22 protein-coding genes are annotated in these 24,580 nt (G+C 43.7%); 6 read left to right on the forward strand and 16 right to left on the reverse strand.

Features of this window, described 5'->3' with window-relative positions; all coding sequences use genetic code 11:
- Positions 1 to 2 precede the first annotated feature (2 nt).
- From gspG to gspC, 5 genes are all read right to left on the reverse strand, one after another.
- Positions 3 to 428: a type II secretion system major pseudopilin GspG gene (gspG, locus tag AC5FX4_RS00660; RefSeq protein ID WP_493604638.1), complete on the reverse strand. Its 426-nt coding sequence runs from the start codon at positions 426 to 428 to the stop codon at positions 3 to 5.
- 61 nt (positions 429 to 489) lie between these two features.
- On the reverse strand, positions 490 to 1,716 hold the full coding sequence (gene gspF, locus AC5FX4_RS00665) for a type II secretion system inner membrane protein GspF (protein ID WP_493604639.1): 1,227 nt from the start codon (positions 1,714 to 1,716) through the stop codon (positions 490 to 492).
- A 2-nt stretch (positions 1,717 to 1,718) separates the two neighbouring features.
- The gene (gene gspE / locus AC5FX4_RS00670) at positions 1,719 to 3,230 is read right to left on the reverse strand and encodes a type II secretion system ATPase GspE (RefSeq protein ID WP_493607746.1); all 1,512 of its coding nucleotides are present in this window, start codon (positions 3,228 to 3,230) and stop codon (positions 1,719 to 1,721) included.
- Positions 3,231 to 3,285: 55 nt separating this feature from the next.
- Complete coding sequence (gspD, locus tag AC5FX4_RS00675) at positions 3,286 to 5,352, reverse strand: type II secretion system secretin GspD (RefSeq protein ID WP_493604640.1); 2,067 nt, start codon at positions 5,350 to 5,352, stop codon at positions 3,286 to 3,288.
- A 26-nt stretch (positions 5,353 to 5,378) separates the two neighbouring features.
- Positions 5,379 to 6,278 carry a type II secretion system protein GspC gene (gspC, locus tag AC5FX4_RS00680; protein WP_493604641.1) on the reverse strand — a complete coding sequence of 300 codons (900 nt, stop codon included), beginning with the start codon at positions 6,276 to 6,278 and terminating at the stop codon, positions 5,379 to 5,381.
- Positions 6,279 to 6,487: 209 nt separating this feature from the next.
- Here gspC and hslR point away from each other — a divergent pair, with 209 nt between their 5' ends.
- The 3 genes from hslR to AC5FX4_RS00695 all read left to right on the forward strand — a co-directional run bounded on the left by hslR (position 6,488) and on the right by AC5FX4_RS00695 (position 9,556).
- Complete coding sequence (gene hslR, locus AC5FX4_RS00685) at positions 6,488 to 6,898, forward strand: ribosome-associated heat shock protein Hsp15 (protein WP_493604642.1); 411 nt, start codon at positions 6,488 to 6,490, stop codon at positions 6,896 to 6,898.
- An 11-nt stretch (positions 6,899 to 6,909) separates the two neighbouring features.
- Positions 6,910 to 7,755 carry an Hsp33 family molecular chaperone HslO gene (hslO, locus tag AC5FX4_RS00690; protein ID WP_493604643.1) on the forward strand — a complete coding sequence of 282 codons (846 nt, stop codon included), beginning with the start codon at positions 6,910 to 6,912 and terminating at the stop codon, positions 7,753 to 7,755.
- A gap of 262 nt (positions 7,756 to 8,017) precedes the next feature.
- A complete protein-coding gene (locus AC5FX4_RS00695; protein WP_493604644.1) occupies positions 8,018 to 9,556 on the forward strand; it encodes a phosphoenolpyruvate carboxykinase in 1,539 nt (512 codons plus the stop codon).
- A 103-nt stretch (positions 9,557 to 9,659) separates the two neighbouring features.
- Here AC5FX4_RS00695 and AC5FX4_RS00700 read toward each other — a convergent pair whose 3' ends face one another.
- The 6 genes from AC5FX4_RS00700 to AC5FX4_RS00725 all read right to left on the reverse strand — a co-directional run bounded on the left by AC5FX4_RS00700 (position 9,660) and on the right by AC5FX4_RS00725 (position 16,508).
- Complete coding sequence (locus AC5FX4_RS00700) at positions 9,660 to 10,763, reverse strand: hypothetical protein (protein WP_493604645.1); 1,104 nt, start codon at positions 10,761 to 10,763, stop codon at positions 9,660 to 9,662.
- A 48-nt stretch (positions 10,764 to 10,811) separates the two neighbouring features.
- Positions 10,812 to 11,933 (reverse strand): hypothetical protein, encoded by a 1,122-nt coding sequence (locus AC5FX4_RS00705; RefSeq protein WP_493604646.1) that lies wholly within the window; start codon positions 11,931 to 11,933, stop codon positions 10,812 to 10,814.
- 528 nt (positions 11,934 to 12,461) lie between these two features.
- Positions 12,462 to 13,586 (reverse strand): hypothetical protein, encoded by a 1,125-nt coding sequence (locus AC5FX4_RS00710; protein ID WP_493604647.1) that lies wholly within the window; start codon positions 13,584 to 13,586, stop codon positions 12,462 to 12,464.
- 50 nt (positions 13,587 to 13,636) lie between these two features.
- Entirely contained in the window at positions 13,637 to 14,758 is a 1,122-nt protein-coding gene (locus tag AC5FX4_RS00715) for a hypothetical protein (protein WP_493604648.1), read from the reverse strand.
- A 50-nt stretch (positions 14,759 to 14,808) separates the two neighbouring features.
- Positions 14,809 to 15,912 carry a hypothetical protein gene (locus tag AC5FX4_RS00720; protein WP_493604649.1) on the reverse strand — a complete coding sequence of 368 codons (1,104 nt, stop codon included), beginning with the start codon at positions 15,910 to 15,912 and terminating at the stop codon, positions 14,809 to 14,811.
- A gap of 65 nt (positions 15,913 to 15,977) precedes the next feature.
- Positions 15,978 to 16,508, reverse strand: a complete 531-nt coding sequence (locus AC5FX4_RS00725) for a hypothetical protein (protein WP_493604650.1) — start codon at positions 16,506 to 16,508, stop codon at positions 15,978 to 15,980.
- Between the two features lie 362 nt (positions 16,509 to 16,870).
- Between AC5FX4_RS00725 and AC5FX4_RS00730 the strand changes: the two genes are divergently transcribed.
- Both AC5FX4_RS00730 and hemN read left to right on the forward strand, forming a co-directional pair.
- Positions 16,871 to 18,901, forward strand: a complete 2,031-nt coding sequence (locus AC5FX4_RS00730) for a methyl-accepting chemotaxis protein (RefSeq protein ID WP_493604651.1) — start codon at positions 16,871 to 16,873, stop codon at positions 18,899 to 18,901.
- A gap of 109 nt (positions 18,902 to 19,010) precedes the next feature.
- Entirely contained in the window at positions 19,011 to 20,381 is a 1,371-nt protein-coding gene (gene hemN, locus AC5FX4_RS00735) for an oxygen-independent coproporphyrinogen III oxidase (protein WP_493604652.1), read from the forward strand.
- Positions 20,382 to 20,397: 16 nt separating this feature from the next.
- Here hemN and AC5FX4_RS00740 read toward each other — a convergent pair whose 3' ends face one another.
- Positions 20,398 to 20,850 carry a tellurite resistance TerB family protein gene (locus AC5FX4_RS00740; protein WP_493604653.1) on the reverse strand — a complete coding sequence of 151 codons (453 nt, stop codon included), beginning with the start codon at positions 20,848 to 20,850 and terminating at the stop codon, positions 20,398 to 20,400.
- A 57-nt stretch (positions 20,851 to 20,907) separates the two neighbouring features.
- On the opposite strand from AC5FX4_RS00740, the gene AC5FX4_RS00745 reads away from it, so the two are divergent.
- Entirely contained in the window at positions 20,908 to 21,294 is a 387-nt protein-coding gene (locus AC5FX4_RS00745; protein WP_493604654.1) for a hypothetical protein, read from the forward strand.
- Between the two features lie 54 nt (positions 21,295 to 21,348).
- Here the strand turns inward: AC5FX4_RS00745 and AC5FX4_RS00750 are convergent, their stop codons facing one another.
- From AC5FX4_RS00750 to leuC, 4 genes are all read right to left on the reverse strand, one after another.
- A complete protein-coding gene (locus tag AC5FX4_RS00750) occupies positions 21,349 to 21,768 on the reverse strand; it encodes a globin family protein (RefSeq protein WP_493604655.1) in 420 nt (139 codons plus the stop codon).
- Positions 21,769 to 21,858: 90 nt separating this feature from the next.
- Complete coding sequence (locus AC5FX4_RS00755; protein ID WP_493604656.1) at positions 21,859 to 22,452, reverse strand: hypothetical protein; 594 nt, start codon at positions 22,450 to 22,452, stop codon at positions 21,859 to 21,861.
- Positions 22,453 to 22,533: 81 nt separating this feature from the next.
- The gene (gene leuD / locus AC5FX4_RS00760; protein ID WP_493604657.1) at positions 22,534 to 23,133 is read right to left on the reverse strand and encodes a 3-isopropylmalate dehydratase small subunit; all 600 of its coding nucleotides are present in this window, start codon (positions 23,131 to 23,133) and stop codon (positions 22,534 to 22,536) included.
- Positions 23,130 to 24,533, reverse strand: coding sequence for a 3-isopropylmalate dehydratase large subunit (gene leuC / locus AC5FX4_RS00765; protein ID WP_493604658.1), 1,404 nt, complete (start codon positions 24,531 to 24,533; stop codon positions 23,130 to 23,132). The genes leuD and leuC overlap by 4 nt, the downstream gene beginning before the upstream one ends.
- Positions 24,534 to 24,580: the final 47 nt, after the last annotated feature.

Below are 24,580 nucleotides of genomic sequence, written 5' to 3' on the forward strand. Positions count from 1 at the left end.
AATTAACGTTGCTCTTCGTCATCCCAGTTGCCGATATCATCTTCTGTGCCCACTTCACCGTCAGGACCCATAGAGAAAATATCAACCTTACCCATTTCGCCAGGGCTCACTAGCTGATATGGATTACCCCATGGATCTTCCGGTAATTTTGAAATAAAACCACCATCAGGAAAACGCTTTGGCACAGGATCAATGGTTGTTTGCGTTACAAGCGCCTCTAAACCTTGTTCCGTGGTTGGGTAAGCTTTGTTTTTCAGCTTGTACATATTCATCGCATCTTCTAGCTGTTGAATATCTATCTTCGCCTTATCAATCGCGGCTTCTTCTTGCTGACCCATGATGTTTGGTGCCACGATAGACATGATCATACCAATGATCACCAGTACTACCATGATTTCTAATAATGAAAAACCTGATTGTCTATTCACAATATTTTCCTTCAATGTTTCTTAATTTTAATTGTTTATTGCACGTCTTCGCTGTGTTTGACTACAGCCCGACCGCTTTGTTCATCGCCATAATAGGTTGCAATATGGCCATGACGATAAACAGCACAATAACCGCCATACTGGCGATCATGGCTGGCTCAAGTAGCTTAAGCGACACACTGACCATACTTTCAAATTCTCGGTCTTGGTTATTGGCAGCCCGTTCAAGCATTTGTTCCAACTCACCCGACTTTTCACCACTGGCTATCATGTGCAACATCATAGGTGGAAATAACTTAGTTTGATGTAAGGCAGCGCGCAGACTTGCGCCTTCACTGACCCGCGTTGCGGCTTCTGCAACCGCAGCTTTAATCTTTTGGTTTTCCAGTACCTGGCCCGATATTTTCATGCCTTCAAGTAACGGCACCGAGCTTGAAGATAAAATACTTAAAGTACGCGCAAAACGCGCCGTATTAATGCCTCGACTCACTTTACCAATACCCGGAATAACCAGCATTTTGCTGTCAAACCAAAAACGAATTTTGGGCTGCTGTAAGGCGCGTTTCGCCATCACCACACTGGCCGTTAACACGACCAAGCTCACTAACCAGTAATCTTGTACAAAGTTACTGGCGGCCATGACCCACTCCGTTGTCCAAGGAAGTACTTGGTTTGATTTCTCAAAGGTTTTTAAGATTTTTGGTACCACGGTACCGAGCAATACGGACACAATTGCGATTGCAAAAATCACCAAAATAGTTGGATACACCATCGCTTGCGTAATTTGACTGCGCATGTGCTGTCGCTGCTCAGTGTAATCAGCCAGTCGGTTTAATACGGCATCCAAATGCCCCGACTTTTCACCGGCGGCCACCATGGAGCGATATAGGTTATCAAACACATGTGGGAACTCAGACATGCCATCAGCCAAAGTGTACCCTTCCACAACCTTAGAACGCACTGACATCAACATGCGCTTCAAACGTGGCTTTTCACATTGCTCAGCCACGGCCATTACCGCAGCCTCAACAGGTAAAGACGATTGGATCAACGTCGCTAGCTGACGGGTAACCAAGGCAAGATCGGCGACAGATGGCTTATAACCTTGAAATAGTTTGAAGCCACCTCCGCTTTGCTTTTTGTCTTTTTCAGCAGCGGGTGAGACTTCAATCGGCATCATGGCTTTTTCACGCAGCATTTGCCTAACTTGTTTGGCCGTATCCGCTTCTAAAATCCCTGATTTTTCTTTGCCTTTCGCATCTAAAGCACGATACTCAAACGCCGCCATGATTAACCTTCCTCACGCGTTACACGTAATACTTCTTCTAGCGTAGTTTGGCCATTTAGCACCCGAGCTAAGCCATCTTGGCGAATACTTGGGCTGGTTTTACGAATATACTTTTCAACCGCCTGTTCACCTTTACCATTGTGAATAAGCTCTCGAATTGTTTCGTCAACCACGAGTAATTCGTGAATACCGGTACGACCTTTATAGCCGTTGTAATTACATTCTTCACAGCCAACTGCACGATAAATTGTTGGTGGTTGCTCAAAAGGCACACCTAACAGCTCGCATTCTCTCTCGTCTGCATGATGCGCTTCTTTACAATTAGAACATAAAGTTCGAACTAATCGCTGTGACAACACGCCAAGTAACGATGAAGAAAGTAAGAAAGGCTCAACCCCCATATCTTCCATACGGGTAATGGCACCTGCAGCCGTATTGGTGTGTAGCGTTGACATCACCAAGTGACCAGTTAATGAGGCCTGTACTGCGATTTGTCCGGTTTCTAAGTCTCGGATCTCACCGACCATTACCACATCCGGGTCTTGACGTAAGATCGCTCTCAAGCCACGGGCAAAAGTCATATCTACCTTTGTGTTAACTTGCGTTTGGCCAATACCAGGGATCTCATATTCAATGGGGTCTTCAACCGTCAGAATGTTACGGTCTTTTGAGTTAATCTGACTCATGCCCGCATACAAGGTGGTACTTTTACCAGAACCAGTTGGACCGGTGACAAGAATAATACCGTGCGGTTTACTGATGATATCCGCAAATAAGTCTCGGTTACGCTCGGTCATACCTAAGTCTTCAAGGTTGAGACGCGCATTATTTTTATCAAGCAGACGCAGCACTACACGCTCACCAAAACTCGATGGCATGGTAGATACACGCACGTCGACCGCACGCCCAGCAATACGTAAACTAATACGACCATCTTGCGGAATACGTTTTTCAGCAATATCGAGTTTCGCCATAACCTTGATACGAGAAACAAGCAATGAAGATAGCTTACGATTCGGCTTCAGTACTTCTTTAAGCACGCCATCAACACGGAAGCGGATCACCAAATCTTGCTCAAACGTTTCAATGTGAATATCCGAAGCACCTTCTTTGATGGCTTCACTGAGCATTGCGTTGATCAGTTTAATGATTGGTGCATCGTCATCGGCAGCTAATAAGTCTTCAGTCTGTGGTAACTCTTCCGCCAGCGAGAACAAATCGACTTCGTTACCAATGTCTTCCATCATTTGTTGCGTTTCAGAACTATCGCGCTGATAAGATGCCTCAAGCATCAATTCAAATTTATCATCTTCGAGTTGTTCCAAGCGAAACGCAGCCCCCGCAATACGGCGAACTTCCAACAGCGATGTTACGCTCAACTCACCTCGATAATAAACGACTAAACCTTGCGCCTCTTTACCTAGCAACATGCCCACTCGGCGTGCATAAGCAAACGGCAGGCGAAGCGGCGAATTCACCGCCCCTTCTACTTGCTCTAGTACATCAGCAGGCATCTCGCTTGTATTTAAATCACTGACTGGCAATTCGGCTACCACGTCTACCTTACTCTCAGTCATCATTGCTCTGCTCTTTCGTATTTTGTTCTTTCAAAAACTCTTCATACGTGGGTGGCAATACCAGTGCATCGTTCCATTCAGGTAAGATTGGCGAATCCTCAAACGGCATCAGCTCAATGCCGTCATCGCGCTGTAGTTTTTGCTCGCCACGAATAAAATTATACTTCGAGTGACTTAACTTATTCATGCTGCGGCTGTCGCGAATAATCGTCGGGCGAATAAATACCAATAAGTTACGTTTACGCTTGGTGGTTGAGGTGGACTTAAATAAATGACCTAACACCGGAATATCACCTAAGAGTGGCACTTTAGAAACGCTTTCTTGCACGTCTTCATCAATCAAGCCACCAAGGATAACCATGCCACCATCGTCGGCAATCACCGTGGTATTAATGGCACGCTTGTTTACCGAGATATCGACCGCAGTTGCACCACTGACGCTTGATACTTCTTGCTCAATGGTTAATTGCACTGCGCTACCATCATTGATCTGTGGTGTAACTTTTAACTTGATACCCACTTCCTGGCGATCAACCGTCTGGAATGGATTTGAGTTGTTCTCGCTGGCCGTTGACCCTGTAATAATCGGTACTTCTTGACCCACAATCATCGACGCTTCTTCATTGTCCATGGTGGTCACCGATGGCGTTGCAAGAATGTTTGACTTAGTATCGGTTGAAATCGCTTGTATGATTGCACCCCAGTCATTTTTAACGATACCCATCGCCAAGCCATTTACGCCACCTAATAATTTACCAAGTGGGCCTAAATCACCTCGCTGAGTTTCGTCATATTCCTTTAACTCCGTATTATCACCCGTGATAGTTTTGGTAACTGTTTTATCACGTGCTTGTTCAGCAGCGACCGCCAACGAACCAACAGGAACCGTACTGCCGTTATTAAATTGCAGCATACCGCCTTTTTCAGAGATCCACTGCAAGCCAAAGTTAATGCCGTCACCTTCTAGTACTTCCACAACTATCGCTTCAACCAATACTTGCGCACGACGAATATCTAGCTTTTCAATTACTTTAGCAAGCGAGCGCATGGTATCCGGCTGCGCGGTGATCACCAACGAGTTTGAGTCTGGGTGTGCTTCAATGCTGGTTTCATTATTGTTGCTACGGGTTCGAGTTTTGGTTGTTCCACCCTGTGCTTCTTCTTGTAAGGTTTTGCTCACCCCTTGTAGTACTTTGACTAAGTCTTCTGCTTTGGCATAGTTGAGATAGAAAACCTGAGTATTACCTTGATTTTCTAACTCGTTATCTAGACGCTTAATCAAATCGGTAGCACGGGTACGTGCTTGTGATTCACCACTGACAATCACACTGTTCGTTCGGCTATCGGCGACCACTTTCGGGATAAGAAAATCAGGGATGGCGCCTTTGCCCGAGTCTTTATAAATACTTTCTACTACCGATACCACATCATCTGCCGTGGCGTAGTTTAGCTTTACGATATCAACACGTTTATCACCCGCTTGGTCTACAGACCGAATAATATCAACCAGTCGATTCACCGATGCAGCTTGACCTGTCAGCATCATCACGTTTGCTGAGTTTAAGTTAGTAACGTGACCACCATCTTTTTGGTCACTAAACTGACGAATTAACGGGCCTAACTCTTGCACGCTCACGTTTTTCACTCGGACAACACGGGTGATCATCACATCACCAGACATTTCATTGTCGCGTTCAATTAATGGGACATTGCCCTTTTTCGCATCAGAGCTGCGCACCACTTTAAGTACGCCAGTTTCCATCTCAGTTACCGCATACCCGTACACTTCTAGCACATTTAAAAAGAACTGATAGTACAGTTTTTCGTCCATCAACTCATAGCTACGCACATTGATATTGCCACGTACATTTGGATCGATAATGATGGTTCTCTCTAAATTTTTCCCAACCGCAGCGATAAACTCATTGATGTCGGTACCTTTAAAGTTGGCAGCATACTCTGCTGCAGATACTGAAAGCGATAATCCGGCTGCTAACAACACAGTCGCATATTTAGCTAACCCTTTTCTGATTTTTGTGAGGTGTAGCTGTCTACCCATTATTCTTAAACTCCAAATCTAGTGACTTACAGGCTAAATTGAACGCTCATGAGCTCACCATCTCTTTCAAGCGTGATGGTGGCATCAGTGCTGTTTCTTAGCTCATTCATGGCGGACATAGCCTGTTTCATATCCGTGAGTTGATAGCCGTTAATCGCAACAGCTAAATCATTATTTTTCAGTCCCATTTTGTCGAACAAGGCGGGATCTTTACCTGGACTTAAACGATAACCCAAAAGCTGCCCTGAGCTTCTGTATGGGGTAATGCGAATGTAATCGAGTAACTTGCCTGGGTCTTGTAACAATTCTTCTTTTTTCTCAGCAAGCTCATCGGGCACATCCGCTCTGACTAAACCCGCGCTGTTCTCTGGGCTTGCAATTAAGCCCTTTGGGGCGATAGGCATAGCTACATTTTTAGAGTATTCCAAGCCATCTAGCATGAGGGTTTCAAAACGACCACTGACATCTAAAATAACGCGATCCGGTAACACTTGTGCTAATTTTGCGCGAGTACCTTGAATGGCTTCTGCCACTTCATAAGTTGTTTGGCGTCCTTGTGACTCAATAATTGCAAGCCCAGCTTTATCATCTAAGCTCACCGCTATGATCCCCGTTAAACGCACATTTAAGGTTGTTTGCGGTGCGTCAGAAACAATCGTCTTGGGCTGTTCAATCGGTTTAGAACCCGCATCACCAAATAAGTTCTGTTTTATAATGGCCTGACTGCTGACCTTTGCGCTGGTTGATGCATACACCGAAGACATTGAAGGAAGTGGTTGTGTAACCGGCTGCGGCCACAATAACCAAAACAACTGAGACATTAAGTAAGCGATGTAAACAACAGCCAAATAAACTACTAAGCGACTTAATTTTGCATGGGGCAAGCCAAGCAATGCTTTTTGTAACTGTTGTATTTGTAATTCCATATCCGTCTTTTCTTATCTGTTGAGCGATCCAGTGTACCTTTTCAGTGTAATTTCAACAAGCGCACAAATATGACAGTTTGTCTTCACTATGTTAACAGCTGGTATCCCTTTGAACACTACATAGTACGAGAGTTCCGCGTACTTTTTTTGAACGTTGAAATATGCTAAATTCTCTGCATTATACCCACGTTCTGCATGGTTAATAAATTGTGACTAAAAAATCCCTCGAACAACCTAACCAAAACGACGCTGTAAGGCTAGATAAATGGCTATGGGCGGTCCGATTTTACAAGACCCGAGCGATAGCTCGAGAAATGATTCAAGGGGGTAAAGTACACTATAACGGTCAACGCTGTAAACCCAGTAAGTTAGTTGAATTAGGTGCAAAGGTTAAGCTTGCACAAGGGTTTGACGAAAAAGAGGTGACCGTTTTGACGCTGCTAGATAAGCGTCAAGCAGCCCCTATTGCACAGCAAGCGTACCAAGAATCCGAACAGAGTCTGGAAAAACGTGAACAAAACGCAATAGCGCGAAAAAACAATAGCTTTTTTGCACCACATCCTGTTAACAAACCGGATAAGAAGCAAAGGCGCGAATTACTGAAATTGAAATCAAGCTAGGATTTATATAAATGCAATCTGATTTACTACACCGCTATATTTTTGAAAAACTGGATGTACGCGGCGAATTAGTGCAAATAGACCAAACCTTCAATGACATCATTGCTGGTCACAACTACCCACAAGCCGTTCAAACCCTGTTGGGTGAATTACTTGTCGCAACCAGTCTACTCACTGCAACATTAAAGTTTGAAGGCGACATTGCCGTTCAACTGCAAGGCGACGGTCCAGTGAAATACGCCGTTATCAATGGAGACCACCAACAAAACATGCGTGGTGTTGCCAGATTGCAAGGCGAAGTAACAGGCACAACCGTACCTGAGTTGATGGGTAAAGGTTATATGGTGATCACCATCACGCCAATTAAGGGCGAGCGCTACCAAGGGATTGTACCGTTAACATCTGAGTCATTAGCGGCTTGCTTAGAAGATTACTTTACTCAGTCTGAACAGTTAAAAACCCGTCTTTGGTTTGCAACTAGCACTGGCGGCGAGCGTGTAAAAGCAGCAGGCTTATTTTTGCAGGTATTACCGGTAAATAAAGAAAAGTCAGAAGAAGACTTTGTTCATTTAGAAGCATTAAGTAATACCATTAAAGATGAAGAGTTGCTGGATTTAGATGCGCAAACCGTGCTGACACGTTTATATCATGAAGATAACCCTCAGCTGTTTGAACCACAAGCGATCAACTTTGTGTGTGGTTGTAGCCGCGAAAAAACTATTAATGCATTAGTCAATGTTGGCGAAGAAGCGTTGCTTGCAGATTTAGAAAAGCAAGGTGAGATCAACATCAGTTGTCATTATTGTCTAAAAAACTACGTGTTTAACGAAGCCGATATTAAGGCCATTTTTAACTAAACTCGTCTTTGCAGATAAAATGAATATCAAGCCGTCAAAAGGACGGCTTTTTTGTGCGTAAAAAATGACACCGGTATCACAAAATTAGAGATTTTCATGACACCGGTATCATTGAAAATATTTAAGTTTTTTGACGTTTTTATGCCTTTTTAACGGTTCCAAAAGCTCGAATATCTCAAAACCATCTGGTACTATAAATTCAGCTTAAGGTTAGTAAGAACTCTAGAGCTATCCCGTTCAATTCTCACATTTAGGTAAAAACATGACTTCAAGCGCTACTCGTTTTGTCGATTTAACTGCAGCCGAACTTGTCGAACACGCCATTGCACGTGGCGAAGGCACTTTAGCCGCAAACGGAGCCTTCGTTGCTAAAACAGGCCGTCGTACTGGTCGTTCACCAAGTGATCGTTTCATCGTAAAAGAGCCAAGCACTGAAAGCGACATTCAATGGGGCAATGTTAACCGCCCATTCAATGCTGAAAAATTTGCTTCTTTATGGGAACGTGTTGAAGCACACGTGCAAGCCAAAGACCACTTCGTCTCTCACCTTGAAGTGGGTGCAGATCCAGAGCACTACCTACCGGTAGTGGTGACTACTGAAACTGCGTGGCACCATATCTTCGCTAAGAACATGTTTATCGAGCCTGCACGCTACAATGCGTCAGACCTACCTCAATGGAAAATCTTAAACGTGCCTTCATTTGTTTGTGACCCAGAGCGCGACGGCACAAACAGCGACGGTACAGTGATCATTAACTTTGCAGAGCGCAAAGTACTCCTTGCTGGCATGCACTACGCTGGTGAGATGAAAAAATCAATGTTCTCTGTACAGAACTTCTTGTTGCCAGCCAAAGGTGTATTACCAATGCACTGTAGTGCCAACGTGGGTGAAGCCGGGGATACCGCACTATTCTTCGGTCTATCTGGCACAGGTAAAACAACCCTGTCAGCTGATCCGACTCGTTTCCTTATTGGTGATGACGAGCATGGTTGGGCACCGGGTAGCGTATTTAATATCGAAGGCGGTTGTTACGCAAAATGTATCGACCTATCACAAAAGAACGAGCCAGTGATCTGGAACGCAATTAAGTTCGGTACCATCTTAGAGAACGTAGTACTTGATGAAAATCGCATCCCTGATTTCAAAGATACGAGCTTAACGCAGAACACCCGTGCAGCTTACCCATTAGAGCACGTTGAAAAGCGTAAAGTTGAAAACCGTGCTGGTGAGCCAAAAGCGGTAGTATTCTTAACGTGTGACGTAAGCGGTGTATTACCACCGGTTTCTATCTTGTCAGAAGAAGCAGCGGCTTATCACTTCCTAAGTGGTTACACTGCAAAAGTAGGTTCAACAGAGATTGGCTCTACTGCTGATATCGAGTCAACGTTCTCAACCTGTTTCGGTGCGCCTTTCTTCCCACGTCCTGCAGGCGTTTACGCAGAGCTTCTAATGAAGCGCGTACGTGAGTTCGGTGCAAAAGTATTCCTAGTAAACACAGGTTGGACTGGCGGCCCTTACGGTATCGGTAAGCGTTTTGACATTCCAACAACTCGTGCAGTCGTTGACGCGATTGTTTCAGGCAAATTGGCGGATGTTGAAACGACGCACATTGAATCACTTAACCTAAATGTACCAGTAGCGGTACCAGGCGTTGACAGTGCATTATTGAACCCAATCAACACTTGGGAAGACAAAGGTAAATATGCAGAATACGCAGCGAAGCTAGCGGCAGACTTCCAAGAGAACTTTGCGAAGTACGACGTCTCAGACGCAATTAAGCAAGCGGGTCCTCGCGGCTAATATAAAGATTCCTTTATCAAAAGCGCCCCTCGTTGGGCGTTTTTTTGTTTGTACGACACTAACAAAAAAAACTTACACCACTATTTTTGAGGCTTAAAAACAATCAGTGAAGCTGCTTTTGTAATTGGGCAATTTTTTGTTGAATGGCAGGAATTTGGTGAAAATGCGCTTTGCGATGAGCAATAATACGCTGAATACAAGGCGTATCTAGATATTGAGTGTACCAATGACTTGGTAACAACGCTTTATCTTTGAGTAATGCTAAAAACTGCTCTCTGGCGCGTCGGTCATATAACCGAGCAATCGTTGAACGCAAACCCGATAACGCTTCTTTTGGCACCTCTTCTTTATCTAAAGGCGCTAAACTTTCTGCCAACCTTTTGTGGTTTATTGACGCCGATAATTTTTCGACTTGCCCTAAAACCTCATGCTCATCGGCACTGTACACCAGCTGTTTAATCTCTTGGTTGTCACTGAGCACTACAAAAACAGCCATTATACCCGTCCCTCGCTGTAAACCCAACTCAGCATAGGCTAGTGCTTTGGCAACTAACGCTTTGGCTTGGTCTGGTTTCTTCTTCGCGATATATTTAGCATCGAACAAGCCTCGTATCACTAATGTGCTAATGCCCCTTTTCCAATCCCCTAATATTAAAAGGCGTTCAGCCGCTTGATATGCCATCTCGGTGGTTACTGCATCATGGCTTTCCTCAGCAATAACGCGCAACGCAATAAGGTCATCACTCTGCGCTAAGCTTATTAGTGTGTCACTATCCATGTTTAAATAGTTAACCATATTTTCATCAACTACCCGATGTCCAACAATAACGCGCTCACCTCTGGCATGCTCTTTATAAAACGCCTGTCGTTGATTGTACTCAATGATTTGATCTTCTTTAGATAAATCTTGGCTAGCAATGCACCAGTCATCATCATAGCCAAAAATTTTAGGGGCCGATAAGCCCCCTTTCAGTAGAACCTGACGGTTTATCTCCTCTATTTTCTGCTGTAGTTGTGTTATCTGAGTTTGAATAGCCTGAGTATCCACTAGTTCTGAATCGTCGCTTTGCGCTTCAACTAATTTATCATTCGTTACAATACTTCGTGCTTCAATTACGGTAGTAGCAGTGCCTGATAATAAATAGTTTAGATACACCGCCCCACTTCCCATAAGCGCAATCGCGGCAAAGAATTTCTTCTTACCCATCAGTTTTTAACTTCCCGACACCATGCTCTATGCATTAACAATAAAGCATTATTGGCTATTGTTTAGCTCCTCTAGCTGGCTTTGCAACTGTGCAATTTCAGCCCTGATCGCTGGGAGTTGATGAAACTTCGCCTCACGAGTTGCTATCTGACGTTTAATGCAGGGGGTATCTAAATATTGTGTTTTCCAATATTTTGGAAGTAATTCAGCATCATCAAACAAAATTCTTATCCCTTCATGCCTCTGTCGCATCAAGATCAGAGTATCTTGAAATTGACTAAAAGCAATTCTTGGAATTTCAATTTCATTCAGTCGTTCAAGTCCAATGGTTAGACGTTTTTCATCAATATTACTCTTCAGCTGCTGTACTTTTTCTAATACCGCTTCCTCTTCGATATTGGCAATCAATGCTTTGAGCTTAAGGTTACTATCCAGCATTCTTTGCAGAGTATAAAGTGCTGATAAACTTGCGTGTTGGAAACCCAATTCGACATAACTTAATGCAAGCAGGGCTTGAGTTCGAGCTTCATTTGAATTTGCTTCAATTTCTAACTTAGCCTCAAAAAGATGCCTTCCAACAAGTACTTGAATACTATCTTTCCATTCACCAAGTACCAGTAATCGCCTGGATGCTTGATAAATAGTTTCTTCATCCGTTTTTACGTTAATCTGTTTTGCTAGCATGCGCAATGCTGTGACATCGTCTCTTTGGGCATAACTCTTTAAAGTATCTGCATCCATATCAAGATAATTCAACATGTCAGCTTTCAAGAGCTTGTTGTTTTCAACTACTAACTCATTCGCCGTATTTTTGTCTAGCCACTCTTTACGTTGACTTTGTAAATATATCTGGTCTTTCTCGGATAGGTCTTGACTCGCAATACACCACTCCCCCTCATAATTGAATATTCTGGGTTCTGATAGCCCACCAACGTTTAAAGCTTTATTACTAATATCTTCGATTTGTTGCTGTAGTGTTTTAATACGGATTGCTATAGCGTGATTATCGCTCTCAATCCTCCTATTCACACTTTTTGAAATCGCTTCTTCACTTGGAAGTTTCTTTTGTACGTCAACATTCGTACTCATATGTGGTATAAAGCCATTAAGGTAGAGAACAACCCCGAAGATAGATACCCCGATTACACCTAACTGTACTTTTTTATTCATTTTATTCGCTCAAGAACAAGCCCATAAGAAATGTTGCTCCTAATGGGCTGCTTTATTAGTTACATTATTAAAGAATCACTTAGCCCATGCAAACTCGCTCATTTATAGCCCGCGTAGTCGAGCAAAGGTTTTTTAGCTTTATTTCTTGACGTAATATGGGTTGCGTGCATCTTTCATAGTTGTTCCAGGTCACACTACCATTTACATTATTGTTGCCTATTCCTATTTGACCACCCACTGTCGAAGAATTTGGCGCTGAACCACAATTGTTAATCATTGACTGATCAACCTCTTCCATTACATCATCGATACATAACCCATAAGTTATCTCAGCGTCTTTAAAGCACTTACGCTCTTTCTCCTCTTTAGTTTCAGCTGGCTTAGGCTCATTTCTATTATTGTGAGGGGCATCTTCTCCGCCCCCACCGTCATCTTGATCATGGTTGCTGCCACCACGGCAAGTAGTTTCCCTTATCCATCTTTTTTTGGCTTCCCGACATCATGCCTCGAAGAATTAACAATAAAGCATTACTGACTGTTATTCAGTGCATCAAGCTGGCTTTGCAACTGTGCAATTTCAGCCCTGATCGCTGGGAGTTGATGAAACTTCGCCTCACGAGTTGCTATCTGACGTTTAATGCATGGTGTATTTAAATATTGGGTTTTCCAATGATGGGGAAGAAGAGTTTCATCTTGTAGCAAATTTAGCGCTTGTTTATCTTCGTCTCTGTCATACATCATCGCTATGGAAGTTTGAAATTCATATAACGCAATTCTTGGTATTTTTTCTTGTCCTAGGGGTACTATGCCTTCGGCTATTCGCATTGTATTGATTTCATTCCTTACTTTCTTTGTAAAATGAGAAACTAAATTGGCATCCGTGTTTCTAATGACTTCCCTTAACTTAGGTTTATTTTTTATCACGTTTAGTATTGCTTGCAACCCGTATACATAGTTATGCTGAAACCCTAATTCTGCATAACCTAAAGCACGTATAACCCCATGCTGAGCCTGTTCAGGGGTTTCAGCTAAAAACTCGGCATCCAGCAATTCTTTAAATATCAAGGTATCAATTCCCGATTGCCACTCCCCTAAGACAAGTAACCTTTTAGCTGCGTGATATGCCGTTTTAGAATCCACTCCTGCAACTCTTTCTCCACTTAAAACTCTTAACGCCGCCCTATCATCGTTCTGTGCAAACTGTTTTAAAACCTCTAAGTCCATAGCAAGGTACTGAACCATATCATCATGCACAGCTTGATTACCTTCAACATAGATCTCGCCAAGGCTTTGACTATTAATCCACTCCTGCTTCTGACTATTTGCATATGTTTGATCTTCCTTTGAGAGGTCTTCACCTGCAACACACCAATCACCTTCATAATCAAAAATAGTAGGCTCAGATAAACCTCCTTGCAGCAAAACCTGCCTGTTTATCTCCTCTATTTGCTGCTGTAGTTGTGTTATCTGAGTTTGAATAGCCTGAGTATCCACTCGTTCTGAATCGTCGCTTTGCGCTTCAACTAATTTATCATTCGTTACAATACTTCGTGCTTCAATTACGGTAGTAGCAGTGCCTGATAATAAATAGTTTAGATACACCGCCCCACTTCCCATAAGCGCTATCGCGGCAAAGAATTTCTTCTTATCCATCTGTTTTTTAACTTCCCGACACTACGTCTCTATGCATTAACAATAATGCATTATTGGCTATTGTTTTGCTCCTCTAGCTGGCTTTGTAACTGTGCAATTTCAGCTCTGATCGCTGGGAGTTGATGAAACTCGGCTTCACGGGTTGCAATATGGCGTTTAATGCATGGTGTGTTTAAATAAACATCGTTCCAGTGAGTTGGCAGTAGGGTTTTATCTTGCAACAATGCGTACCCCTCCTTATCACTTTCATGTAGTTGTACAATTCTCGTTTGGAAGAAACTAAGTGCTGCTCGCTGTTGAGCTATATCATCGAATGGAGCCAATCCGTCTGACAATCGCTCTTGATTAATCCCATCTGCCAATTTGCCTGCATAATTTGCGATAGATACATCATTCGCTTTACTAACAACAGCTTGCAATTTTGGATTACCTTTTAACATTTCCAAAAGAGCGTCTAGGCCGTATACGCTTCTATAACGAAAACCCAATTCAACATAACTCATTGCTCGGATAACGTGTTGTAAAGCCACATCTGGCTCTGAATCTACAACCGCGTTTGCATGAACAAACTCTGAAATTATTTGTGGGGTTAACCCCTCAAGCCAATTGCCTAGAACCAACAACCTGTTAGCTGCTTGGCGAGCTGTTTCACCATCTACGCCACTGACCTTTTTTCGGCTTAAAACTCGTAATGCAACTTCGTCATCGTTCTGTGCATATTGTTTTAACGTTTCAACACTCAGGGATAGGTAACTGAACGTATCTTCACGCACCACCTCGCCATTTTCTATAACTATTTGAGCTCCACTTTGCCCTTTTAACCAACTTTGACGTTGACTGTACTCATAGTGTTGATCTTCTATAGACAGATCCAAATGAGCGATACACCAATCATCATCATAACCATAGGTTTTTGGCTTAGATAAGCCACCTTTGAGTAGAACCTGACGGTTTATCTCCTCGATCTGTTTATATAACTGTGCTACCTGAGTTTGAATAGCCTGATTTTCGCTTTGTTCTGAGTCACCGCTTTGCACTTCAACTAATTTATCATTCGTTACAATACTTCGTGCTTCAATCACGGTAGTAGCTGTGCCTGATAATAAATAGTTTAGATACACCGCCCCACTTCCCATCAGCGCAATCGCGGCAAAGAATTTCTTCTTACCCATCGTTTTTTTGGCTTCCCAACAACATGTCTTTATGCATTAACACCAAAGCGTTATTGGCTATTGTTTTGCGTGTCAAGCTGGCTTTGTAACTGTGCAATTTCAGCTCTGATCGCTGGGAGTTGATGAAACTCGGCTTCACGGGTTGCAATATGGCGTTTAATGCATGGTGTATTTAAATATTGAGTTTTCCAATGATTTGGTAGTAAACCATCTATTTGGAACAGTGCTAATTTATGCTCGTATCTATCGCGCATTAATACAACCTGCTCTTGAAAAGCACTCTGAGCAATTCTTGGGGTTTTTATTTCATCTAGAGGTGGCAAGTTTTCAGATAAGCGCGCTTGATTGAAGCTTTCTGTCAATTTCTGAGCATATTTAGAAATTAACTGTTCATCAAGGGAGCTTACTAGCGCCTGCAATTTGTCATCTTCCTCAAGTAACAATAGCGTAGAAGTCAACCCGACTATATTGGCTTGCTGTAAGCCAAACTCAGTATAACCCAATGCTGAAATTACTTTTTCTTTCGCTAACTCTTGGTCTGACTCCAAAGCAAGGCTTGCTTCAAAGAGGGTACGAGTTACCATCATACGAAGACCTGAATCTCTCTCACCAAGCACCAATAAACGGTTGGCTGCTTTAACAGCTTCCTCTCGGCTGATATTTCGATTGCTCCTTTCAGCCAGCATTTTAAGTGCGGTTAGGTCATCCTGAGCAGCGTAATCTTTTAAAGTCTTTACATCCATACCAAGATAATTCACCATTTCAGCATCAATTACCTTGTTACTTTCAAGCACCCTTGGGCTCACAAAGTCTTTTTTTGCCCAATCTTTTTTCTGACTATGTGCATAGTGTTGATCTTCGACTGAAAGGTCTTGGCTAGCAATGCACCAATCGCCTTCATAGTCAAACAACTTAGGCTCACTCAGGCCACCCTCTTTTAAAGCCGAAATGATCACAGTTTGTTCTTGCTGCTTTAATCGTTCAAGACGCGATTTTATAGCGCTCTCACTGTTGTTCTCTTTACTCAAGCTTTTATCAACTTGAGCTGGATGTTCTTTGATTTGGCTTCTATAAACCTTATTCGAGTCGAAGTCTTGGCTGAAATACACAAAAGACAACAAGCCAAAACAGACTAGCAACATGCTTCGTTTCATATTTAAGCTCTATATTAAATTAGTAAAGGGGCAGAAAACATAGCTACCCCGTGAGTCCATCTTTCCTATTGCATACACATTAGATCGTCAATAGCCTGTTTATGCTCACAATCATTTATGTCCATCGTAGTATTTCGGTATATTGGTTTAGCACACATAGACCAAGCCTCCATTGTAATACTTCCATTACCAGGACCTATTTGTGCACCAATTGTAACTGAGCTTGGCATTAACCCACAGTTATTCCTAATAGATTCATCTTCTCTATCATAAGCTCTACCTCTACATGAAAAAAAAGAAATTTTAGATTTCTGGATACACGTCTCTTTATCCTCTTTCTCTTGCTCTGGCTTAGGCTCATTTCGATTATTGTGAGGGGCATCTTCTCCGCCTCCACCACCGTCACCACCTGAGTTGTTTCCACCGCCACCTCCGCCGCCGCCAATGATCGGGCCCGTAGGCTCCTTCCCTGGTTTATCCTGTGTTGAGGTGCAACGTTCACCAATGACCCCACCATTACCCGGGATACAGTGCATTTCCGCATAACTACAGGTTGAAGCCAAACACAACATCGACGCAAAAGAGAGCTTGTACATTCCATTTAATTTTATATTTTTCATTGATTTATAATCAATCCTTTCTGTTGATAACCATATCGTAAATGGCCGCGAACTCCTTGAATGTCACTCCATTCCTTGAGTTATATTCGCAATCGCAGAAAATAAAGCATATTGTATGCAATATGCACTATCAACCTATAATGGGAACTTATTCTTTTTGGATATTGTTCTTTTTCAAAGATAAAGTGAATATCTGGAGGGTAAAATTGATGGTTTTATACACTATACTGAATTGAATTATCGCACTTAAACATATTTCGTTTGGCGTAAACGGTAGCCAATTAAGTGCAGATATGATTTGATTACCTATTACGCATTACCAAGAAAAAGAACAGATCATGCTAGAAAACTTATCAATGAGGAAAAAAATCCTCTTACTTATTGGCGGTACCATCTCGGTCTTATTGATCATTGCCTCAAGTTATTTTGTGAATCACATTGCCACTCTGTCACGACAGGGTGTAGAGCGTGAGGCGCAAAGCTATTTGTATGGCGAAAAGCTGTCGATGGAATCATTCTTTGCACAATACGGTAAGTTAGTGAATTCATTCGTCACCAGTCCGCACATGGTGGGCTTTTTTGAAGGTTATACGCAACGTGAAGCTAACCTCAATACGCTAGACGGATATGATAAAATCAACCAAGATTTTATCCGCATCAGTAGCAATGACGAAAACGTGTTATCCGCTTTTTTCGGCTCTGCGAATACCGGTGAATATTTCAAAGAAAATGAGCGCACCTCTAAATTTGCCGATGGTCAGCCTTATTTCGCCTATAAACGCGGTTGGTGGCAAGATGCTTTAAATAATAATGGCTTGTATGTCGGTGCCGTGTCAGTGGATATCAACACCGGTGCCGTGTCTGCCGTGGTGCAACAGCCTGTGCGTAACGCCAGTGGTAAACTTGTTGGTGTGGGTGGGGTTGATTTACAAATCAATCGCATCAGCGCCTTGGTGGAAGATATTCGTTTTCAAGGCCAAGGTTTTGGTTTCTTACTCGACCACAACTCAAAGGTGGTGCATTTATCAAAGCGCTTAGGTCATGACCTGTCTATCACCGATGAAGGTCCGAACGGGAAAGAAGGCCTTGAAGCACTTGAAACCCGCTTTAACAATACCTCTGGATTCACAGCGCTAAACTCACTGATCAAAAGCAATACGTCTGGCACGAGCAAAGTCACGCTTAAAGGTGAAGAGTACTACGTGGTCTTCAATAGCGTGAAGTTAGACACACCCATTCTTGATTGGCGTGTGGGCATTTTAATTCCCGTCAGTTTTATTGAAGCACCAGTCGACCAAGCCGTGGTATCTACCATGACAGCGGTGGCCATTATTCTTGCCATTGTGGTTGCCATGATCTGGTGGGCAACACACATGATCGCACAGCCTATTACAACGCTTACCCAAATTATGCGTGATATCGCATCTGGTGATGGCGATTTAACGCAGCGTATCGATATTAAGAGCAAAGACGAAGTGGGCCAGCTGGCACATCATATGAATACCTTTATCGATAAACTACGTGCCATGATGATAGATACGGCAGCGCAGGCTTCGCAGCTAGGTAATGCGTCGGCGCAGCTTAGCGAAGTATCATCCAATACCAATCATGAAATTCAGCAAGAAAAAGAACAAGTAGATAGCGTTAGTGCCGCAGTGACAGAAATGGCCGCAACGGTCACTGAAATTTCTCGCAACGCACAAGAAACCAATGCTGCTGCTGAAACGGTACAACGCATGACGCAAGATGGCGCACAACGTTCTAACCAAGCACAGCAGGTGATGATTGAGCTTTCAACGCATATTGGAGAGGCCGCTAAAGTGGTTGCTGGCCTAGAACAAGAAACTAGCAACATTGGCGCGGTGATCGACGTGATCAACGGCATTGCCGAACAAACCAACTTACTAGCGCTCAATGCAGCCATTGAAGCGGCGCGTGCTGGTGAGCAGGGTCGTGGCTTTGCTGTTGTTGCGGATGAAGTTCGCTCGCTTGCTAGTCGTACGCAAGAATCTACCGATGACATTCGCAACATGATCTCTCGTCTACAGCAAATCGCTCAGCAAGCTTCCACCATGATGCAGCAAGGCCAAGATCAAGCGCAAAGCACGGTAGAGCAAACGCAAGGGGTGCTTGATTCACTGCGCGAAATTGCCGACTCAGTTGTGACCGTGCAAGATCAAAGTCATCAAATTGCCACCTCTACTGAGGAGCAAACGGTAGTCGCAGAAGACATCAATAACAGCCTCAATACCATTAATGATCTGGTTAATAGTACGGCGAATCATGCGCAAACGCTGGCAAGTGAAGCAAGAGACTTAAATGACTTAGCAAAAGCACTAAACAGCACGGTAAACCAATTTAAGCTTTAGCCATTCTCGGTGGTGCGGGCGTCTGCTCGCACCAATCTTGCTTCAGATCAATACCGTTTATCCCAAGACCTTTTACACTGCACACTCAAAGTAACCATTGAGTGCGATCGTGATTAATTTACCTACTTGGGATGACTCCCTAATCAAAAAATACAATGTGTCTGGGCCAAGGTATACTTCTTACCCTACGGCGCTATCACTAACTGACGGCTATGATGCCAATGCATTACGCTCTGCTATTTGCGCATCAGCTAGTCAGTCTCTGTCGCTGTACGTTCATATCCCGTTCTGCCATCAGCTTTGTTATTACTGTGGCTGCAATAAAATTGTGACTCGTCACCAGCACAAAGCTGACGTGTATCTGGATAATTTGGAGCTGGAGATCAAAGCACAGGCACCGCTTTTTAAACGTTACCGAGTAGAGCAGTTACATCTAGGTGGTGGCACCCCCACATTTTTAACCAAAGAGCAAATGACGCGCTTGATCACGTTACTGGAGCAACATTTTACTTTTGCGAGCGATGCACAGCGAGGCATTGAAATTGACCCTCGCTCGCTTGCCGATAATATGCTGGAACACTTGCAATCACTTGGTTTTAATCGCGTGTCTTTTGGTGTGCAGGATTTTAACGACCAAGTACAAGAAGCGGTGAACCGCCCTCAGCATATGGATGATGTGATTGGCCTGCTAGAGCGAGCCCGTCATTTAGGTTTTAAGTCGATTAATGCCGATATGATTTATGGCCTACCACACCAAACGCCACAAAGCTTTGCACAAAGCATCAACAAGCTAATAGCGCTAAGTCCTGATAGAGTCTCTGTGTTTAATTACGCACACCTGCCAGACAAGTTTGCAGCGCAGCGCAAACTCAAAGAGCAAGACATGCCAAGCGCACAACAAAAGCTCACTATGTTTAAAAACACCTTGGCGCAAATGACGCAGGCGGGTTATCAATTTATTGGCATGGATCACTTTGCTAAGAAACAAGACGAGCTAGCAATTGCGCAACAAAATGGCGAGCTGCATCGTAATTTTCAGGGTTACACCACACACGGTAATTGCGACTTACTGGGTTTAGGCGTTTCTTCTATCTCGCAAATTGGTGATGCCATATTACAAAATCAAAAAGAACTCAGAGCCTACTATGACGCCGTAAACCTAGATGGTTTTGCCATCACCAAAGGTATGAAACTCACAGCAGAAGACACAATGAGAGCGGCGCTGATTAAGCAACTCATTTGTCATTTTGAGCTGGATATAAAACAATTTGAAGGCAGCTATCACATCGATTTCGCAGAGCATTTTTCAGATGCATTAGCGGCGCTACAACCTTTGGCAGACGACGGCTTGGTCAATATCAGCGACACTAAAATTGTGGTTACCAGTAAAGGCAACTTGTTTATTCGTATCATTTGTATGTGTTTTGATGCTTACTTACAACAGCAACTTAAAACATCACGATTTTCACGTGTCATTTAAATACGCAATAAGCCCTCTACTGGGGGCTTTGTTCTTGAGCTGCGATTTTCGCACTAATAAAATCAGGGTGAGCCACATATAGTAGCCCTGCTATTTTGCGGATCATATGGTCTTCATGGCTATCGAGATGACCATCGGCAAACGCCACATGCCACAATAGTTCGATGATCTCAATGCGCTCTACATCCGAAGTGTGCTGATTGATTTGTTTAACGAACGCAAACAAATCAATGGCTTGCGACACCAACTTTTGTGCATGTTCAATCAAGGTTGCGGCCTGAGGTTCGCTCAATTGGCAACGTTGAATGAGTATCTGACGGGTTTTATCCAACTCACTTTCAAGCATTTTTCCATCCGCTCTCATGACTTCTACCAACAGCGCCGCCAATGCGGTATTGAAATCTAGCGTCGAGCCACGAGCAGCTTCTAACTGACTACTTAGCAATAGCTTTTTTAAGTGTTTTAACAAGAGATCACCTTCTGTGTGTTAAACTCAAAATATCGTAAATGAAAGGAGTAGCCGCATATGCGCTCATTGAATAGATACAAACAGCAGGTACGCTGTAAACCTTATCTTGTGACCCTAATAGCATCAACGTTATTAATGGCCTGTCAGCATACGCCAGTACCAATGGGGACGCCAGAAAAGCACTACGATTTTGACCACCAAGTTCACTACGAACAAACAAAGTATAATGATGACCACTATTTATTGAAGATAAAACCAGATAGCTATCAGTTTTTTTTGCAACAAAGTGTGTTTTTGCTGCGCCATGCGAAAAGACTATGTCAGGGTTCAACTCCACAACTCACATTACTTCAAGGCGTACAAACATTTGAAAAGTTGCCGACACAACCGCGACCTTATCAAAACGATTTAACCGTGGAAATAAAGTGTGTGGAAACTAAATAGCAAGGAAACAGACGCAGGGCGCTTTGTTGTCAAAGAGCCCGCATTAATCCATCTTTAATGCTCGGTAAACGAATGGGCTTTCATCACCTTGGCAATGACTCTAAACACATCCACCCAAGCCTGGCGAAGCTCTGGGTTCCAATCATCACCCAAACCTACTTTTAGTGTATGCAACAATGCATTACCAACAGGTGTAAAGTCTTTGGCCTGCACACCATAATCAACATGGCGCTCTGCTAATTTATGAAGAACCGGGATCAAACGATCTAAGTCATCCAAACCCGCCACTGCCACCTTCAAGGTCGCCATCAGCTTTTGACCTTGTGCTTTCATACTATTTTTAAATAGCGGTTTTAGTGAAGGATCATATTCAAATAAGGTGGCGTAGAAGATCTCAGCCGCTTGCTCTGCGATTGGTTCAACCTTAGCAAAGCTTTGTTGTACGAGTTGTTTTTGTCGCTCAGAGATTGGCATAACGTATCCTTTTACGATACGCCGAAAGGGTCGGCGTTTTAGTGACTATCTATAAAATAGTCACTAAAACATATTGTTGCGAATTTCTTTTTAGTCTTTATAGCCCCACGGTGCAGCGGGGGCTGGAATAGGTTTGGTTAAGTCAAAATCTACGCGAAACTCTCGCCCTTCTCTGACCATACGATAGGTAAACGTATCTTCATAGATAAACATTTGCCAAGTATTGCTCATCGATTGCGGGATACCTTGGCGCACAAACAACTCTTTTGAATATTGATCGGCAGGAAATGACTGCACATTATCAAAACCCGCATCCAGAGTGTGGCCACCATACATGGTTGAGGCATCATCGCTACCATCTTTATGGCGATGGTCGTGCTTCAGACTTAAGCCACTGCCCGTTTTAGCAATAATCCAAGTGCGTGACGCATCATCACCGACATGAAATGGTATTTGTAATTGCTGCTCGTCGCAGCGACGCACATGCATCACTAGCTTTTTACTAGCGAACGAACTGCTGCCCGAGGCGTTATCAACGCTTACTTTACCTTCATAGGCTTTGCCACAATGCTGAGCAATGTGATTAAAAAAGGCATCATGCGTTGGAATAGACACCAAGGGCGCGGGACGTGATAACGCTGTAAAACTCGCTAGTGCGAGCGATCCCATAATCCAATTCTTCATACTTCACCCGAAATTACACAAATAAAAAAGCCAAAGAGTAATGGCCTCTTTGGCTTTAAGCAATTAAATGCGTTATCTGCTCTATTGCCAAGGTCGCTCAGCGTTTAACTGCTGCTCATAGGCGGTGATTTGTTCGTTCAACTGCTCTGTTTCACCAATAAAATCTAAGCCGCTCAATAAACGCGCCTTGATGTCTTCTCGCACCTCAAAATTAATCGCGTCAAAATATGGGCTCTTTAATTGCTGATTGGCCAAATCAACTTCAACTTGAATGTCTTCATGTTGCTGCGTTAGCACAAACAGTTGCTCAAGTACTGCCGCTGGCAATGCCACACACAACATCTGATTGTTACCGCAGTTATTGAAGAAAATATCGGCAAAGCTTTCGGCCAAAATCACCGTGAAACCATACTGCTTCAGCGCCCAAGGCGCGTGTTCACGGGATGAACCGCAACCAAAGTTATCACGCGTCAATAAAATGGACGCACCTTGGTAGCATGGCTTATTCAATACAAAATCTGGATTCGGTGCGCCATCATCCAAGTAACGCCAATCATAAAATAGCGCTTTGTCGAATCCATCACGACTAGTTGAGGTTAAAAACTGCTTTGGAATAATTTGGTCGGTATCGACGTTATTTTTATCTAATGGTGCTAGTAACCCTTGGTGATAACAACTCATTGGGCTTCTCCTCTAATATCCGTGAAGTGGCCCGCAATTGCCGCAGCGGCCGCCATCGCTGGGCTGACAAGGTGCGTTCGACCACCGCGCCCCTGACGCCCTTCAAAGTTTCGGTTGGATGTTGAGGCGCAGCGTTTACCCGCATCTAAACGGTCATCGTTCATCGCTAAGCACATTGAGCAGCCCGGTTCACGCCATTCAAAACCTGCTGCTTTGAAGATATCAGCCAGCCCTTCTTGTTCGGCTTGCTGTTTCACTAAACCTGAGCCCGGCACAATAAGCGCTTCCACCCCTTGCGCCACTTTCTTACCTTGCACAATTTGTGCTGCGGCGCGTAAATCTTCAATGCGGCTATTGGTACATGAACCAATAAACACAGTATCTACTTTCGCATCCGATAGCTTTTGACCCGCTTCTAAGCCCATGTATTTGAGCGCACTGCGAATCGCATCGGCTTTGATCAAGTCTGGTTCTAAGTCAGGGTTAGGCACCACTTCATCAATGCCAATCACTTGCTCAGGGCTGGTGCCCCAAGTCACCTGCGGCTGAATATCTGCTGCGTTGATCTCTACCACAGAGTCAAACTGCGCACCTTCGTCAGTACGAAGTGTTTGCCAATAAGCAACAGCGGCTTCAAAGTCAGCGCCTTGCGGCGCAAATGGACGGCCCTTCAAATAGTCATACGTGGTTTCGTCAGGGGCGATAAGCCCAGCTTTCGCGCCCATTTCAATACTCATATTACACAGCGTCATGCGTGCTTCCATCGACAATGCTTCAATAGCCGACCCACAAAACTCTGCGACATAGCCCGTGCCACCTGCTGTGCCTAGCTTGCCAATCACGGCCATGATCAAATCTTTTGCGGTCACGGTTGGACGCAACACACCGTTTACTTGAATTTTTAGCGACTTGGCTTTTTTCTGTTGCAACGTTTGCGTTGCTAATACATGTTCCACTTCCGATGTACCAATACCATGCGCCAAGGCACCAAATGCACCATGGGTAGAGGTATGGCTATCGCCGCACACAATGGTTGTGCCCGGCAGGGTGATCCCTTGTTCGGGGCCCATCACATGCACGATGCCTTGATTAATAGAATTTAAATCGTAAAGTACGATCCCAAACTCTTCACAGTTTTTAGCTAACGCCATCAGCTGGTTTTTCGACACTTCGCTGGCGGCATCCAAAGAGCGACTTTTGGTCGACACGTTGTGATCCATGGTGGCAAAGGTTTTTTCAGGACAGCGCACGGTTCGATTTTGCTCACGTAAGCCTGAAAACGCTTGCGGTGACGTTACCTCGTGCACTAAATGCCGATCGATATATAGTAAATCTGTTTGCTCATTTATTTTTGCAACCACATGAGATTGCCAAATCTTGTCATATAAGGTTTGTGCCACTTGCTACTTCCTCATCAATCACTGGCAACCCGACGAAAGTTGCCACT

The organism is Pseudoalteromonas sp. ATL1, assembly GCF_058933015.1.

Coding starts and splice junctions, on each gene's coding strand:
- gspF (WP_493604639.1), bottom strand. CDS start 1,716: ATGGCGGCGTTTGAGTATCGTGCTTTAGATGCGAAAGGCAAAGAAAAA.
- gspE (WP_493607746.1), bottom strand. CDS start 3,230: ATGCCTGCTGATGTACTAGAGCAAGTAGAAGGGGCGGTGAATTCGCCG.
- gspD (WP_493604640.1), bottom strand. CDS start 5,352: ATGGGTAGACAGCTACACCTCACAAAAATCAGAAAAGGGTTAGCTAAA.
- gspC (WP_493604641.1), bottom strand. CDS start 6,278: ATGGAATTACAAATACAACAGTTACAAAAAGCATTGCTTGGCTTGCCC.
- hslO (WP_493604643.1), top strand. CDS start 6,910: ATGCAATCTGATTTACTACACCGCTATATTTTTGAAAAACTGGATGTA.
- AC5FX4_RS00695 (WP_493604644.1), top strand. CDS start 8,018: ATGACTTCAAGCGCTACTCGTTTTGTCGATTTAACTGCAGCCGAACTT.
- AC5FX4_RS00700 (WP_493604645.1), bottom strand. CDS start 10,763: ATGGGTAAGAAGAAATTCTTTGCCGCGATTGCGCTTATGGGAAGTGGG.
- AC5FX4_RS00705 (WP_493604646.1), bottom strand. CDS start 11,933: ATGAATAAAAAAGTACAGTTAGGTGTAATCGGGGTATCTATCTTCGGG.
- AC5FX4_RS00710 (WP_493604647.1), bottom strand. CDS start 13,586: ATGGATAAGAAGAAATTCTTTGCCGCGATAGCGCTTATGGGAAGTGGG.
- AC5FX4_RS00715 (WP_493604648.1), bottom strand. CDS start 14,758: ATGGGTAAGAAGAAATTCTTTGCCGCGATTGCGCTGATGGGAAGTGGG.
- AC5FX4_RS00720 (WP_493604649.1), bottom strand. CDS start 15,912: ATGAAACGAAGCATGTTGCTAGTCTGTTTTGGCTTGTTGTCTTTTGTG.
- AC5FX4_RS00725 (WP_493604650.1), bottom strand. CDS start 16,508: ATGTACAAGCTCTCTTTTGCGTCGATGTTGTGTTTGGCTTCAACCTGT.
- AC5FX4_RS00730 (WP_493604651.1), top strand. CDS start 16,871: ATGCTAGAAAACTTATCAATGAGGAAAAAAATCCTCTTACTTATTGGC.
- AC5FX4_RS00745 (WP_493604654.1), top strand. CDS start 20,908: ATGCGCTCATTGAATAGATACAAACAGCAGGTACGCTGTAAACCTTAT.
- AC5FX4_RS00750 (WP_493604655.1), bottom strand. CDS start 21,768: ATGCCAATCTCTGAGCGACAAAAACAACTCGTACAACAAAGCTTTGCT.
- AC5FX4_RS00755 (WP_493604656.1), bottom strand. CDS start 22,452: ATGAAGAATTGGATTATGGGATCGCTCGCACTAGCGAGTTTTACAGCG.
- leuD (WP_493604657.1), bottom strand. CDS start 23,133: ATGAGTTGTTATCACCAAGGGTTACTAGCACCATTAGATAAAAATAAC.